Origin of the sequence: Streptomyces arenae, assembly GCF_022343545.1 — a bacterium.
In the GTDB taxonomy this organism is placed as follows: Bacteria; Actinomycetota; Actinomycetes; order Streptomycetales; family Streptomycetaceae; genus Streptomyces; species Streptomyces humi.
Window position 1 is genome coordinate 394413 of record NZ_JAKQYH010000064.1, and the last position, 14491, is coordinate 408903.

11 protein-coding genes are annotated in these 14491 nt (G+C 73.2%); 5 read left to right on the forward strand and 6 right to left on the reverse strand.

Annotated elements, in window-relative coordinates:
• Positions 1 to 239 precede the first annotated feature (239 nt).
• A complete protein-coding gene (locus MB828_RS29735; RefSeq protein WP_301650866.1) occupies positions 240 to 2390 on the forward strand; it encodes a primosomal protein N' in 2151 nt (716 codons plus the stop codon).
• 360 nt (positions 2391 to 2750) lie between these two features.
• Here the strand turns inward: MB828_RS29735 and MB828_RS29740 are convergent, their stop codons facing one another.
• Entirely contained in the window at positions 2751 to 3299 is a 549-nt protein-coding gene (locus MB828_RS29740) for a hypothetical protein (RefSeq protein ID WP_046726560.1), read from the reverse strand.
• A gap of 233 nt (positions 3300 to 3532) precedes the next feature.
• Between MB828_RS29740 and fmt the strand changes: the two genes are divergently transcribed.
• Together fmt and MB828_RS29750 are read left to right on the forward strand one after the other, a co-directional pair.
• Positions 3533 to 4465, forward strand: coding sequence for a methionyl-tRNA formyltransferase (gene fmt, locus MB828_RS29745; RefSeq protein ID WP_301650867.1), 933 nt, complete (start codon positions 3533 to 3535; stop codon positions 4463 to 4465).
• 97 nt (positions 4466 to 4562) lie between these two features.
• The gene (locus MB828_RS29750) at positions 4563 to 5990 is read left to right on the forward strand and encodes an RsmB/NOP family class I SAM-dependent RNA methyltransferase (RefSeq protein ID WP_301650868.1); all 1428 of its coding nucleotides are present in this window, start codon (positions 4563 to 4565) and stop codon (positions 5988 to 5990) included.
• A 68-nt stretch (positions 5991 to 6058) separates the two neighbouring features.
• Here the strand turns inward: MB828_RS29750 and MB828_RS29755 are convergent, their stop codons facing one another.
• The 3 genes from MB828_RS29755 to MB828_RS29765 form a co-directional block, all read right to left on the reverse strand.
• Positions 6059 to 6736: a response regulator gene (locus tag MB828_RS29755; RefSeq protein ID WP_301650869.1), complete on the reverse strand. Its 678-nt coding sequence runs from the start codon at positions 6734 to 6736 to the stop codon at positions 6059 to 6061.
• Entirely contained in the window at positions 6733 to 7941 is a 1209-nt protein-coding gene (locus MB828_RS29760) for a sensor histidine kinase (RefSeq protein ID WP_301650870.1), read from the reverse strand. The genes MB828_RS29755 and MB828_RS29760 overlap by 4 nt, the downstream gene beginning before the upstream one ends.
• 91 nt (positions 7942 to 8032) lie before the next feature.
• Positions 8033 to 10252: an MMPL family transporter gene (locus MB828_RS29765; RefSeq protein WP_301650871.1), complete on the reverse strand. Its 2220-nt coding sequence runs from the start codon at positions 10250 to 10252 to the stop codon at positions 8033 to 8035.
• 297 nt (positions 10253 to 10549) lie between these two features.
• On the opposite strand from MB828_RS29765, the gene rpe reads away from it, so the two are divergent.
• Both rpe and MB828_RS29775 read left to right on the forward strand, forming a co-directional pair.
• Positions 10550 to 11236 (forward strand): ribulose-phosphate 3-epimerase, encoded by a 687-nt coding sequence (gene rpe / locus MB828_RS29770; RefSeq protein WP_301650872.1) that lies wholly within the window; start codon positions 10550 to 10552, stop codon positions 11234 to 11236.
• Between the two features lie 78 nt (positions 11237 to 11314).
• On the forward strand, positions 11315 to 12358 hold the full coding sequence (locus tag MB828_RS29775; RefSeq protein ID WP_165941597.1) for a sugar-binding transcriptional regulator: 1044 nt from the start codon (positions 11315 to 11317) through the stop codon (positions 12356 to 12358).
• 121 nt (positions 12359 to 12479) lie between these two features.
• On the opposite strand, the gene MB828_RS29780 is transcribed toward MB828_RS29775, so the two are convergent.
• Both MB828_RS29780 and MB828_RS29785 read right to left on the reverse strand, forming a co-directional pair.
• Positions 12480 to 13082 (reverse strand): TetR/AcrR family transcriptional regulator, encoded by a 603-nt coding sequence (locus MB828_RS29780; protein ID WP_301650873.1) that lies wholly within the window; start codon positions 13080 to 13082, stop codon positions 12480 to 12482.
• A gap of 57 nt (positions 13083 to 13139) precedes the next feature.
• Positions 13140 to 14438, reverse strand: a complete 1299-nt coding sequence (locus tag MB828_RS29785) for an MFS transporter (protein ID WP_301650874.1) — start codon at positions 14436 to 14438, stop codon at positions 13140 to 13142.
• Between the last annotated feature and the right edge of the window lie 53 nt (positions 14439 to 14491).

Sequence of the window (14491 nt, forward strand, 5' to 3'; positions counted from 1 at the left end):
GGTGGCCGCGGGAGCCGGCGTCGTCGTCCGGGGGGGAGCCGGATATCGGGGCGTCCGGTCACGGCACGCGCGGCTGCGCGGCCTCCGCAGCCGGTTTCGTGTCCCCGGCGGGCCCCACGAGCGGCGCCTCGTCCGCGCGCGTCCCCTTGATGTAGTAAGTCGTGAACATGGGGGCGGGGAAGGCGGAAGGGTGCCCCGGGGCCCGGCCGTTGTCAGCGGTGTTTGGTAAGAATGCAAGCGTGAGCAGCGAGAACGGGCAGGGGGGCGGGGGCGCCGAAGGGGCGCCGCCGGAGCAGCTCGCGCTCATCCGGGAGAGCGTGCGGGGCGCCAAGGTGCCCCGGGCCAAGCCGCGGACCTGGCGGGGCGCCGCGCTCGCCGAACGGCTGCCGGTGGCGCGGGTGCTGGTGGACAAGGGAGTGCTGCACCTCGACCGGTACTTCGACTACGCCGTCCCCGCCGAGCTGGACGCCGAGGCGCAGCCCGGGGTCCGGGTCCGGGTCCGGTTCGGGGCCGGCCGGCACCGGGTGCGGGACGGCCGCCGGGAGGGCGGGGGCCTCATCGACGGCTTCCTGGTCGAGCGGCTCGCCGAGTCCGACTACTCCGGACCGCTGGCCGCGCTGGCCCAGGTCGTCTCGCCCGAGCCGGTGCTGGGCGAGGAACTGCTGCGGCTGACGCGGGCCGTCGCCGACCGCTACGCGGGCAGCCTCGCCGACGTGCTCCAGCTCGCCGTGCCACCGCGCAGCGCACGGGCGGAGAAGCGGCCCTCGCCGGAACCGCTGCCGCCGCCCCCGGCACCGGGCCCCGGCTCCTGGGCGCGGTACGAGCACGGGCCCGCGTTCATCGAGTCGCTGGCCGCCGGCGGCGCACCGCGTGCGGTGTGGAACACCCTGCCGGGCCCGGACTGGAGCGAGGAGATCGCCCGCGCCGTCGCCGCCACCCTCGCCTCGGGACGCGGCGCGCTGGTCGTCGTACCGGACGGACGGGCCGCCGCCCGGGTCGACGCGGCGCTCACCGACCTGCTCGGCGCGGGGCGGCACGCGCTGCTCACGGCCGACGCCGGGCCCGAGAAGCGGTACGCACAGTGGCTCGCGGTCAGCCGCGGGTCGGTGCGGGCCGTGGTGGGAACGCGGGCCGCCATGTTCGCCCCGGTACGCGACCTGGGACTCGTCGCCATCTGGGACGACGGGGACGACAGCCACAGCGAGCCCCACGCACCCCAGCCGCACGCCAGGGACGTGCTGCTGCTGCGCGCGGCGCTCGACGGATGCGGCTTCCTGCTGGGGGGCTGGAGCTGCACGGTCGAAGCCGCGCAACTGGTCGAGAACGGCTGGGCGCGGCCCCTGGTGGCCGGCCGGGAGCAGGTCCGGCGGACCGCGCCCCTGGTCCGGACCGTCGGGGACGGCGACCTCGCGCGCGACGAGGCCGCGCGGGCCGCCCGGCTGCCGACCCTGGCCTGGCAGGCCGTCCGGGACGGACTGCGGCACGGGCCGGTGCTGGTCCAGGTGCCGCGGCGTGGCTACGTCCCGCGGATGGCCTGCGCCCGCTGCCGGGAACCGGCGCGCTGCCGGCACTGTGCCGGGCCGCTGGAGGGGCAGGACGCGGGCGCGCTGCGGTGCGGGTGGTGCGGGCGTGAGGAGAGCGACTGGCACTGCCCGGCGTGCGGTGGCTTCCGGCTGCGTGCCCAGGTGGTCGGGGCCCGACGGACCGCGGAGGAGCTGGGGCGCGCCTTTCCCGCCGTGCCGGTGCGGACCTCGGGGCGGGAGCACGTGCTGGACACCGTGCCGGGGACCCCGGCGCTGGTGGTGAGCACCCCGGGTGCCGAACCGGTCGCCGAGGGCGGCTACGCGGCGGCCCTCCTGCTGGACGGCTGGGCCATGCTCGGGCGGCCGGACCTGCGGGCCGGCGAGGACGCGCTGCGCCGGTGGCTGGCGGCCGGGGCGCTGGTACGGCCGCAGGGGGAGGGGGGCACCGTGGTCGTCGTCGCGGAGCCGACGCTGCGGCCCGTGCAGGCGCTGGTGCGGTGGGATCCGGTCGGGCACGCGGTGCGCGAACTCGCCGAGCGGGCCGAGCTGGGCTTTCCGCCGGTGTCCCGGATGGCGGCGGTGTCGGGGACTGCGCAGGCGCTGGCCGAGTTCCTAGGTACGGCCGAACTGCCCCCGGAAGCCGAGCTGTTGGGACCGGTCCCGCTCCCCGTGGTGCGGGCCGGGGCGCCTCGGCGGACAGGCGCGCCACCACCCGGGGAGCACTGGGAGCGGGCGCTGCTACGGGTGCCCCCGGGAAGCGGCGCGGCCCTGGCGGCCGCCCTGAAGTCCGCCCAGGCGGCGCGGATGGCACGGGGGACCGGCGAGACGGCGGTACGCGTACGGATCGATCCACCGGACATCGGCTGACGAGACGGGGAGCTGAGAGACCGGGTGGCGAGGCCTGGTCATGAGGCCGGGTGCGAGGCCTGGCGATATGACCCGGCGGCGAGATCGGGTGGCGAGGCCTGGCGATGAGGGCGGGTGGCGAGGCCAGGCGACGAGATCAGGTGATGAGGCCGGTGGCGAGGCCGGGCGGTGGAACTGGGTGATGAGCCGGGCGGTGAAACCGGGATGCGAAACCGGGATGTGAAACCGGGGGGGCGAGATCGGGTTGGTACCGGGGGCCGCCGGGGGTAGGCGGCTGCCCTCCCGGGTGCTTGCCGGGAGGGCGGGGGCGGGCGGGTGAGCCCTTGCGGTCAGCCGTGGCGGGTGTTCGCGCCGGGTGCGTCAGCCGTTGCGCGGGCCGGGGAAGGCGGTCGGCCTGGCCTCGTCACGCAGGGTGGGGCTGCCCGCGGTGGGCTGGGTCGGCATGGAGCGGGCGGCCGGGACCGTGGGCACGGTGGGCAGGCCGGGGCCCACGTTGAGCGTACGGGTGCCCGAGGGTTCCGTCGGCCGCTCGGTCTCGGGGACCGCCGCGGTCTGGGCCGTGGCGCGGCGGGCGCCGTAACGGCGGTGCACCGCCTGCTTGGTGACTCCGAGCGCGGAGCCCACCGCGTCCCACGAGAAGCCCAGTGAGCGGTCGAAGTCCACGGCGGCCGTGACCAGGGTTTCGACGCTGTCCCGGAGCTCCTGGGCGAGCCGGACCGTCGGAGCGGGGGCGCGTCCGTAGACGACGAAGCCCGTGGACGGGCCGGAGCGGCGCGGGCGGTATACGTTGCCCAACTGGGCGGTGAGCGTACGCAGTGCGTCCACCTGCCGGCGGACCCGCTCGATGTCCCGCACCAACAAGTGCAGGCTGGCCCGGGCCTGGGCGTCGTGGGTTGCGTGGTCGGCCATGAACAAGCCTCTCGAACCGGCGTGAAAGGAATGGGCCGCGCGTGCGGCCCGGTGTGGTCAACTCTTCCTTGACCAACGCGTGGGCGCTCCGCTGGTCACGGTGTGGGGGCGTATGGGCATATGCGTACGCCGTGCGGGGCGTCCCGCACCACCGCGCTCTCCCGCCTCCGGACCGGGGCCATAGACTTGTGCGTCGCCCGTGTTGGTGTCGTCCGAGAGGCCCCCAGTCGCCCATGAAGCTCGTCTTCGCCGGTACCCCCGAAGTCGCCGTTCCCGCCCTGGACGCGCTCATCGCCTCCGGGCGGCACGAGGTGGCCGCCGTGGTCACGCGGCCCGACGCGCCGGCCGGACGGGGGCGCAGGCTGGTCGCCTCGCCCGTGGCCGAGCGGGCGATGGAGGCCGGGATCGAGGTGCTGCGGCCGTCGAAGCCGCGCGACCCGGAGTTCCTGGAGCGGCTTCGGGCCATCGCGCCGGACTGCTGCCCGGTGGTGGCCTACGGGGCGCTGTTGCCGCGTGTCGCCCTGGACGTGCCGGTCCACGGGTGGGTCAACCTGCACTTCTCGCTGCTGCCCGCCTGGCGCGGGGCGGCACCCGTCCAGCACTCCATCATGGCGGGGGACGAGATCACAGGCGCGTCCACCTTCCTCATCGAGGAGGGCCTGGACTCCGGCCCGGTCTACGGCACCGTCACCGAGGAGATCCGTCCCACCGACACCAGCGGTGACCTGCTGACGCGGCTCGCCTTCGCGGGGTCCGGGCTGCTCGCCGCCACCATGGACGGCATCGAGGACGGCACGCTCAAGGCCGTACCGCAGCCCGCCGACGGCATCACCCTCGCCCCGAAGATCACCGTCGAGGACGCCAGGGTCGATTGGTCGACGCCCGCGCTGCGCGTCGACCGGGTGGTCCGGGGCTGCACCCCGGCCCCCGGTGCCTGGACCACCTTCCGCGGTGAGCGGCTGAAGCTGATCCAGGTCGCGCCGGTGCCCGAGCGGACCGGTCTCTCGCCGGCCGAGATCGCCGTCGGCAAGAACAGCGTGCACGTGGGGACCGCGTCGTACGCCGTGGAACTGCTGTGGGTGCAGGCGCAGGGCAAGAAGCCGATGCGGGCGGCCGACTGGGCGCGCGGCGTGCGTATCGGCCCCGGGGAGACCCTCGGCGGCTGAGCACCCCTCCGCCCGGCTGTCTCCCGGCGGCGGCTTTCCGACGTGCCCGGCGTACGCTGGAAGGCCGCACCATTCCCGTACCCGGAGCACCTTTTTCGTGAGCGAGCAGTCCCGGCGGCCGCGCAGACCCGCCAAGCCCTACCGCCGTCCCCAGAAGGACCCCGTCCGCATCCTCGCCTTCGAGGCGCTGCGTGCCGTGGACGAGCGGGACGCGTACGCCAACCTCGTACTGCCGCCGCTGCTGCGCAAGGCCCGGGAGAAGGAGGGGCCCGAGAAGTTCGACGGGCGGGACGCCGCGCTCGCCACCGAGCTGGTGTACGGGACGCTGCGCCGGCAGGGGACGTACGACGCGATCATCGCCGCGTGCGTGGACCGGCCGTTGCGCGAGGTCGACCCGCCGGTCCTGGACGTGCTCAGCCTGGGAGCGCACCAGTTGCTGGGCACCCGGATCCCCAGCCACGCCGCCGTCTCCGCGTCCGTGGAACTCGCCCGGGTGGTGCTGGGCGACGGCCGGGCCAAGTTCGTCAACGCGGTGCTCCGCAAGGTCGCCCAGGACGACCTGGAGGGGTGGATCGCCCGTGTCGCGCCCCCCTACGACGCCGACCCCGAGGACCACCTCGCCGTCGTGCACTCGCACCCGCGCTGGATCGTCTCCGCGCTCTGGGACTCGCTGGGCGGCGGCCGTGCCGGGATCGAGGAACTGCTGGCAGCCGACAACGAACGGCCCGAGGTGACGCTGGTCGCCCGGCCGGGGCGGTCCACCACCGAGGAACTGCTCCGCGAGGAAGCGGCCGTGCCGGGGCGCTGGTCGCCGTACGCCGTGCGGCTCGCCGAGGGCGGCGAGCCCGGTGCCGTCCCGGCCGTCCAGGAGGGCCGGGCCGGGGTGCAGGACGAGGGCAGCCAGCTGGTGGCCCGCGCGCTCGCCGACGCGCCGGTCGAGGGGCGTGACGAGAAGTGGCTGGACGGCTGCGCCGGACCCGGCGGCAAGGCCGCGCTGCTGGCCGCGCTCGCCGCCGAACGCGGGGCTTCGCTGCTCGCCTCCGAGAAGCAGCCGCACCGGGCCGGTCTGGTCGCGAAGGCGCTGCACGGCAACCCGGGCCCGTACCAGGTCATCGCCGCCGACGGCACCAGGCCGCCGTGGCGGCCCGGCACCTTCGACCGGGTTCTGATGGACGTCCCGTGCACGGGTCTGGGCGCGTTGCGCCGCCGCCCCGAGGCACGGTGGCGCCGCCGCCCCGAGGACCTCGACAACTTCGCCCCGCTCCAGCGGGCCCTGTTGCGCACCGCGATCGACTCGGTCCGGGTGGGCGGTGTGGTCGGCTACGCCACCTGTTCCCCGCACCTGGCGGAGACGCGGGCCGTGGTCCAGGACGTGCTGAAGCAGCGCCCGGACACGGAACTCCTGGACGCCCGCCCACTCCTGCCGGGCGTCCCCGACCTCGGCGAGGGCCCGGACGTACAGCTCTGGCCACACCTGCACGGCACGGACGCGATGTACCTCTCCCTGATCCGCAGAACCGGCTGACGAGCCCCTCGGGCTTGTTCACTTTCTTCCCTGGCAAGATGCCCAAGCAGCTTCCTGCCGTACGTGGGTCAGCCGTGAGGGTGTGGCTTGACCAGGCCGCTCTGGTACGCGATGACGACGAGCTGGGCGCGGTCGCGGGCGTTCAGTTTGGTCATGGCGCGGTGGATGTGGCTGCGTACGGTCAGCGGGCTCACCACCAGCTTGTCGGCGATCTCGATGTTGGATCTGCCGTGGGCGGCCAGGGCGACCACTTCGCGTTCGCGGTCGGTCAGGGCCTTGACGGCGTCGGGGAGGGCGAGGAAGCCGTCGGTGTCGGGGGTGGCCAGGAAACGGGTGATGAGGGCCTGGGTGGCGGTGGGTGAGAGAAGGGCTTCGCCGGCCGCGACCGTGCGGATGCCGGCCAGCAGGATCTCGGGACTGACTCCCTTGCCGAGGAAGCCGCTCGCGCCGGCGCGCAGGGCCTTGGCGACGTTCTCGTCGTTCTCGAAGGTGGTGAGGACGAGGATGTGGGTTCCGGCGAGTTCCGGCCGGGCGCAGATGGCGGCCGTGGCGGCGACCCCGTCGAGGTGCGGCATGCGGATGTCCATGATGACGACGTCGGGGCGGTGCTCGGCGGAGAGGTCGACAGCCTCCTGTCCGTCGGCGGCCTCGGCGACCACGGTGAGGTCTTCGACCGAGTCGATGAGGATGCGGAAGGTGGCGCGCAGGAGCGCCTGGTCGTCGGCCAGCAGGACTCGGATGGTCATGTCGGTGGGCTTTCGTCGGGACTGTCGTCGCGGCTGTCGAGCGGGAGGGTGCAGGCGACCTCGAAGCCGCCGTGCGGGCGGTGACCGGCGTGGAAGGTGCCGCCCACGGCGGTGGCGCGCTCGCGCATGCTGATGAGGCCGAAGCCGCCGTCGAGGGCGGTGGAGGGCGGCGGGAGGCTCAGGCCGGTGTCGTTGGTGACGGTCAGGGTGAGGTGATGGGGGGTGTAGGCGAGGCGGACCTCGGCGGCCGGGGTGACGGCGTGCTTGCTGACGTTGGTGAGGGCTTCCTGGACGATCCGGTACGCCGTCAGGTCGAGCACCGGGGTCAGGCGGCCGGCCTTGCCGTCGACCGTGACGGTCACCGCCAGGCCGGCCGCCGCGCAGGCGTCGACCAGGTCGGGCAGGTCCCGCAGCCCGGGGGCGGGGGCCAGGTTGTCAGCGGCCTGGTTGTCGGTGTCCTGGCGCAGCAGGCCCACGGTGGCCTTGAGCTCCCGTAGCGCGGCGGAAGTGGTCCCGGGCAGCATGCCGATCATGTCGAGCGCCTGGTCGGGATGGGTCCGGGCGAGGTGGGCGGCGGTGGCGGCCTGAGCGTCGGCGAGGGTGAGGTGATGGGCGACCACGTCGTGCAACTCCCGCGCGATGCGCATCCGTTCCTGGAACACCCGGTGCCGGGCCTCCTCCTCGCGCTCCCGGACGGCGTGCTCGGAGCGGGCGGCGGCGTATTCGCGGCGCACCCGGACATAACCGCCGATGGCCCCGCACAGCAGTACCCAGGCCGTGGGGTTGACGATGGAGAGGACCGGGGAACGGTTGAGCCGGGTGTCGAGGAGGCCGGTGGCCACTATGGCGATGGCGACCACCACCGCGCTGTTCCATGAGGTGCGCCGCCGGTTGTGGAGGCTCAGGGAGTACTGCGCGGTCAGGAGGGGCCCCATCAGGAGGGGCGTCAGCAGATAGCCCAGTGCTCCCTGGGCCACGGTGCACAACGTGGTGACAGCCAGTACCGACAGGGGCCGGGTGCGGCGCCAGTGCACCGCGCCGCAGGCCAGGACGGACAGCGCGAGCGCCGGCCACAAGGGGGATCTCAACCACACGGCCCAGGTGACCACGACACCGGAGAGCGTCGCCGCGGTCAGCAGGAGCAGTGCCGCGGCCTCGGCCGCCTGAGGACGAGGCGCCGCCCAGCGCTGCCAGATCGTGTTCATCGCGCTCCGAGAGGGGTGGTCCGGGAAGTCATGCTCACACACCACAGGTGGCGGCACCTCGGTACGTGGTGCCGCCACCGTGATACGGGCATCAGACGCGGGTTTCTTCCACCGGCAGCGGCCGGAGATCGGCCGGCCCGGTGCCATGGGCGCCGGCTTCTGTGGTGAGTTCGGAGCCCTCGACGTCGACGCGGGGCAGGAGCCGGTCGAGCCACCTGGGCAGCCACCAGGCGCGGTCACCGAGGAGGGCGAGGACGGCGGGCACGATCGCCATGCGGACGACGAAGGCGTCGAAGAGCACCGCGACGGCGAGTCCGAAGCCGATCGTCTTGATCATCGACTCCTGGGCGCTGACGAACCCGGAGAACACCGCGATCATGATGACGGCCGCGGCGACGACGACCCGCGCACTGTGCCGGAAGCCGGTGACGACCGCCTGCGGGGCGCGGTCGCCGTGGACGTACGCCTCCCGCATCCGGGCGACGAGGAACACCTCGTAGTCCATCGCCAGGCCGAAAACGATGCCCACCAGGAAGATCGGCATCAGGCTCATGATCGGCCCGGGCTGTTCCACGCCGAGCAGGCCCGCGCCCCAGCCCCACTGGAAGACGGCGACCACGGAGCCGAGGGCGGCCAGCACGCTGAGCAGGAACCCGAAGGCGGCCTTGACGGGGACGAGCACGGAGCGGAAGACCACCAGCAGCAGGACGAGGGCCAGGCCGAGGATGACGGCGAGGTAGGGCACCAGCGCGTCCTGGAGGGCCTGGGCGACGTCGATGTCCATGGCGGTGCTGCCGGTGACCTTGAAGGTCGCGCCGGTTCCCCGCTCCAGGGCGGGACGTTCCGCCCGGATGGTGTGGATGAGGTCCTTGGTCCTCTCGTCGTTCGGGCCGGTGGCCGGGACCGCCGAGAACAAGGCCGTGTCGCCGGCCTGGTTGAAACGCGGGACGGACACGGACACGACACCGCGGGTGGCCGTGATCTCCTTGGTGAGCCGCGCGACCGCCGCCTTGGGGTCGTGGGCTCCCTTGACGTCGGCGACGACGGTCAGCGGTCCGTTGAAGCCCGCGCCGAAGCCGTGCGCGAGGTCGTCGTAGGCACGCCGTTCGGTGGACGACGTCGGCTTGGACTCGGCGCCCGGCATGCCCATCTCCAGGTGCGCGGCGGGCAGGGCGAGCGTGCCGAGGCCCACCACGGACAGCACCAGCACGGCCACGGGGCGGCGCAGGACGAAGCGGGCCCAGCGCGAACCGACATTGTCCGTCTGAGGCTTCGACCGACCGCGCTTGCGGGTGGTGCGGGAGAGGACGGCATGGGGCCACATGCCCAGCAGGGCAGGGACCAGGGTGAGGGCGATCAGTACGGCGACAGCGACGGCGCCCGCCGCGCAGAGGCCCATCTTCGTCAGCAAGGGCACGCCGATCACGGACAGCCCGGCGAGCGCGATGACGACCGTGAGGCCGGCGAAGACGACGGCGGAACCGGCCGTGCCGACAGCCAGGCCCGCCGCCTCGCGCGGCTCGTGCCCGTTGGCTCGTTCCTCCCGGTAGCGGGAGACCACGAACAGGGCGTAGTCGATACCGACCGCCAGTCCGAGCATCGAGGCGAGTGTCCCCGTCGTCGCGGTCAGGCCGAACGTGCTGCCCAGCACGATGATGCCGAGCATGCTGGTCCCGACACCGATGACGGCCGTCAGCAGGGGCAGCCCGGCGGCCGCCAGGGAGCCGAAGGTGATCAGCAGGACCACGGCGGCCAGGGCGATGCCGATGGCCTCGGACGAGCCGCTCGCCGCCGCCTGCTCGGCGAGCGCCGTACCGCCGACCTCGACCGTGAGGCCGGAGGCACGGGCCTGATCGATGGCCTTCTGCAGCGCGGTCTTGTCCGCGTCGGTGAGGTCGGCGGCCTTGACCTTGTAGTTGACGGTGGCGTAGGCGGTGGAGCCGTCCCTGCTGACCGCTTTCGCGGTGAAGGGGTTCACGGCGCCGGAGACCTCAGGTGCCGCGTCGGCCTCCTTGACGAAGGTGTCGATGGCGGCGCGGTTGTCGGCCGCGGTCACCTTCTCGCCGTGCTGGGCGACGAACACGATCCGCGCGTTGGCGCCGTTGGCGGAGGCGCCGGGGAAGCGCTCCCCGATCAGGTCGAACGCCTTCTGCGCCTCGATGCCGGGCATGAAGGACGTGCCGCTGTCGGAGGCGGCCGGAGCCTTGACGGCACCGAAGCCGAGGCCGCCCAGGATCACCGCCCACAACAACGCCACGAGCCAGCGCCGCCGGAAGGCGGTACGGCCCAGCCGATAGAGCAAAGTAGCCACGGGAACGGATCTCCAGGTCTGGTCTCGGGTGAGTCACCAGCCTGGCCCGGCGAGGGGTGCCGGGGCATCGTGCCACCGCCCGCACTCTCACCTGGTACGACGGCACCAAGGCAGTTCCCTGGCCTCATCCTCGAGGATGAGCCCCGTGTACTACGTCGCCAGGAGGACGGCCTCCGCCCGGCTGGGGGCGCGGGGAACTGCGCGATCAAGCCCCACTCACCCGCTGCCGGGCGACCGGCCTTCATCGCCTCCGAACCCAACTCGGCCGCACCCCTCAGGGCATGGCACGCTTGGGGCATGGCCGTGCAGATCAACCCCAGCATCCTGTCCGCCGACTTCGCCCGCCTCGCGGACGAGGCGAAGGCGGTCGAAGGCGCCGACTGGCTCCACGTCGACGTCATGGACAACCACTTCGTCCCGAACCTCACGCTCGGCGTGCCGGTCGTAGAGTCCCTGGCCCGTGCTACGGACACCCCGCTGGACTGCCATCTGATGATCGAGGCCCCCGATCGCTGGGCTCCCCAGTACGTCGAGGCGGGTGCTTCTTCCGTCACCTTCCACGTGGAGGCGGCCGCCGCACCCGTGCGGCTCGCGCGGGAGATCCGGGCGAAGGGCGCCCGCGCCTCCATGGCGCTCAAGCCCGCGACGCCCATCGAGCCGTACGAGGACCTGCTCCCCGAGCTGGACATGCTGCTCATCATGACGGTGGAGCCCGGTTTCGGCGGTCAGGCCTTCCTCGACATCATGCTGCCGAAGATCCGCCGCACCCGGGAGCTGATCGGTAAGCACGGACTGGAACTCTGGCTCCAGGTCGACGGCGGAGTCTCGGCATCGACGATCGAAAGGTGCGCGGACGCGGGAGCCGATGTTTTCGTGGCAGGTTCCGCGGTGTACGGGGCAAACGACCCGGCAGAGGCGGTACGTGCACTGCGCACCCAGGCGGAGACGGCCACCGCCCAGGCGTCGTGGGCGTGCGACCACTGAGGTACGGGAACGTGAACGGCTCCGATCAGGGCTGATCAAGTGCGCCGGATCTGCAAGGATGAACGGCGTATCCAGAGTGTGAACAGCAGTGAGGAGATGGCCGTGTCGGGTATGTCGGCGGGCCGGTCAGCCATGCGGATGGGACCCGCAGAGCTGGTGCAGGCGGCGGCCATGGCCCGCCGCTTCTATCTCGAGGGCAAGTCCAAGATCCAGATCGCTGAGGAGTTCGGCGTCAGCCGCTTCAAGGTGGCGCGTGTCCTGGAGACTGCCCTCGAAAGGGATCTCGTACGCATCGAGATCCGGGTGCCGGCCGAGCTGGACGCCGAGCGCTCCGACGCGCTCCGCGCCCGCTACGGCCTGCGGCACGCCGTCGTGGTCGAGTCCCCGGCCGAGGCGGAGGAGACCCCCGACCCCGAGAACCTCGGCGAGGTGGCCGCCGACCTGCTCGGCGAACTCGTCAACGAGGGGGACGTGCTCGGCCTCGCCTGGGGCCGGTCCACGATCCACATGGCGGCGGCGCTGGACCGGCTGCCGCCGTGCACGGTGGTGCAGCTGACGGGCGTGTACGACGCGGGGACCTCCGAGCGCGGCTCGGTGGAGGCCGTGCGGCGGGCCGCCCAGGTGTCGGGGGGTGACGCCCACCCCATCTACGCGCCGATGCTGCTGCCGGACGCGGCCACCGCGGCCGCGCTGCGCAACCAGACCGGGATCGCCCGGGCCTTCGAGTACTTCGACAAGGTCACGGTCGCCTGTGTCTCCATCGGCTCCTGGGAGCCCGGCATCTCGACCGTGCACGACATGCTCAGCGACGAGGAGCGCGCGCACTACGCCACGCTCGGTGTCGCCGCCGAGATGGCCGCGCACCTCTTCGACGCCGACGGCCGCCGGGTCGGACGCGACCTGGGGGAACGATGCATCACGGTCAAGGCCGACCAGCTGCGCCGAATCCCCGAGGTCGTCGCGATCGCGGGCGGGCAGCGCAAGGCGGCCGCGATCGACGCGGTGCTCAGGTCAGGACTGGTCACCAGCCTCGTCACCGACACCTCGGCCGCGGACTACCTGATGACGGCGGGTGTCACCCCGAAGCCCGCGCTGAACCGTGCGGACCCGGACGGCCTCTGAGATCCCCGGCGGCCCCGTCGGCGTGCACACGAGCGCCGCGGCAGCGAGGGTGACAACGCTGCCGCGGCGCTTCCGCGTGTCCGGGTCCCGGCGGAGGCCGGATCGCGGCCCGAGGGGGTTCTCAGGGCCGCTTCGACAGCGCCGCGTCGATCAGTACGCCGGCCGCCTCGCGGGCGACCGCGCCCGCCGACGGGTCCCGGTCCATCCGCGCGGACACCCCGCCCCCGTCGTACAGCAGGTGGAGCTGGTGGGCCAGCGCCTCGGGATCCGGGACGCCGGCCTCCCGGGCGAGGTCGGTGAAGAGCGCGCGGATCCAGGCGCGGGCGGTGTCGGATGCCTCCTCGATGGCGCTGCCGTGCTTGGCCTCCGCGCTCGCCGCCACGAAGGCGCAGCCGTGGTAGGTCTGCTGGGCGAACAGCTCGACCTGGGCGTCGAAGACGGCCAGCAGCCGGTCCCGCGGGTCCTCGGCGGCGTCGACGGCGCGCAGCAGCCGCTCGGTCAGCCGGACGTGCCGGGAGTCGAGGTAGGCGCGGATGAGCTGTTCCTTGCCGCCGAAGGTGTTGTACAGCGAGGCCTTGGCGACCCCGGCGTGCTCGATGATCCGGTCGATCCCGACCGACTGCACACCCTCCGCGTAGAACAGCTCGTTCGCCGCCGCGAGCAGCCGCTCCCGGGCCGTGGGAGCCTTGGCACTCGCTGTCATGGCGCTCGACGTCTTCGTCATGCCGCTCAACCCTTCTCTACTCCGCCATCGTAGGGCCGACCAGACCGGTCTGTTCGGTCACCGGGAGGCGCGGGCGGGTTCGGCCTCGACGGCCGGGGAGCCGCCGGAGGCCGCCAGTACGCCCGGCGTGCCCTGCGGCCTCCCGCGCAGCAGCAGGGCGGCCAGGGCCAGCAGGGCCAGGGCGATGACCACAGCGCCGTACTCCTCGGAGGTGGAGACCAGACCGCCACCGTGCACCACCAGCACACCGGCGAGCACGGAGGGGACGCCCATGCCGAGGTAGGAGACGACGAACAGCAGGGACAGCACGCCCGAGCTCTCGTGCGGCCTGGTCAGCGGCATCACGGTGCGGATTCCGCCCTGGAAGCCGCTGCCGAACCCGAGGCCGGCCACGGCCGTGCCGACGAAGAACAGCGCGGGCAGGCCCTGGGCGACGGCCACCAGGGTGAGCGTCACCCCGGCGACGAGCGCCGCGACGCCGGTGTACATGACGGTGGTCGCCGAGGCGTTGCGCAGGGCGAGGACCGAGCTCGCCGCCACGATCGCCAGCACGAAGAGGCCGAGGCCGCCGTAGACGGCCGAGGTGGAGCCGACCAGCGTGCGGACCAGGGCCGGGCCGAGGGAGCCGTAGAACCCGGCCAGCGCCCAGACGGCGAACATGACCGGGGCGGTCGCCAGGACGGCACCGCGGACCGTGCGCGGGAGCTTGATCTCGGGCACCAGGCTGGCCAGCGCGCCGCGCTCGCGGGTCACGGTCTCGTCGATCAGGGCTATGGCGACGGCCTGGGCCGCGAACACGGCGAGCAGGCCGAGATAGATCGTGTGGGTCGGGGCCGGCAGGTACTGCACGACGAATCCGCTGACCAGGGCGCCCGTCGCGGTGCCGAGACCCGGGGCGAAGGCGTTCGCGAGCGTGCCGCGGGAGCGGTTGATGTCCATCATCCCGGCGCCGATCGCACCGAGCGCGGCGCCGGTCGACAGGCCCTGCACGATCCGGCCGGCGAGCAGTTCACCGACGCCCGAGGCGGTGGCGAACAGCACCATCGCGGCGGCCTGGGCGGCGATCGCGGCGATCAGCACCGGGCGGCGGCCGACGTGGTCGGAGAGCTTGCCGAGGACCAGCAGGCCGGAGAGTACGGCGATCGCGTAGACGCCGAAGACGACGGTGGTGGTGATCGGGGTGAAGCCCCATTCGGCCTGGTAGGTCGCGTAGAGCGGGGTGGGCGCGCTGGACGCGGCGAGGAAGGAGACGACGACGGAGGCGAGCACGTAGAACGCCGCGCGGGGCGGGATCGGCTTGCGCGCCCTGGCTCGCTGCGTTCGCTCGGTTCGCTCGGGGGAGGCGAGGTGGTTCATCGGGGATCCTTCGCGATGAGTAGACCGGTCTGTCTATCTGAGCAGCTCAACCG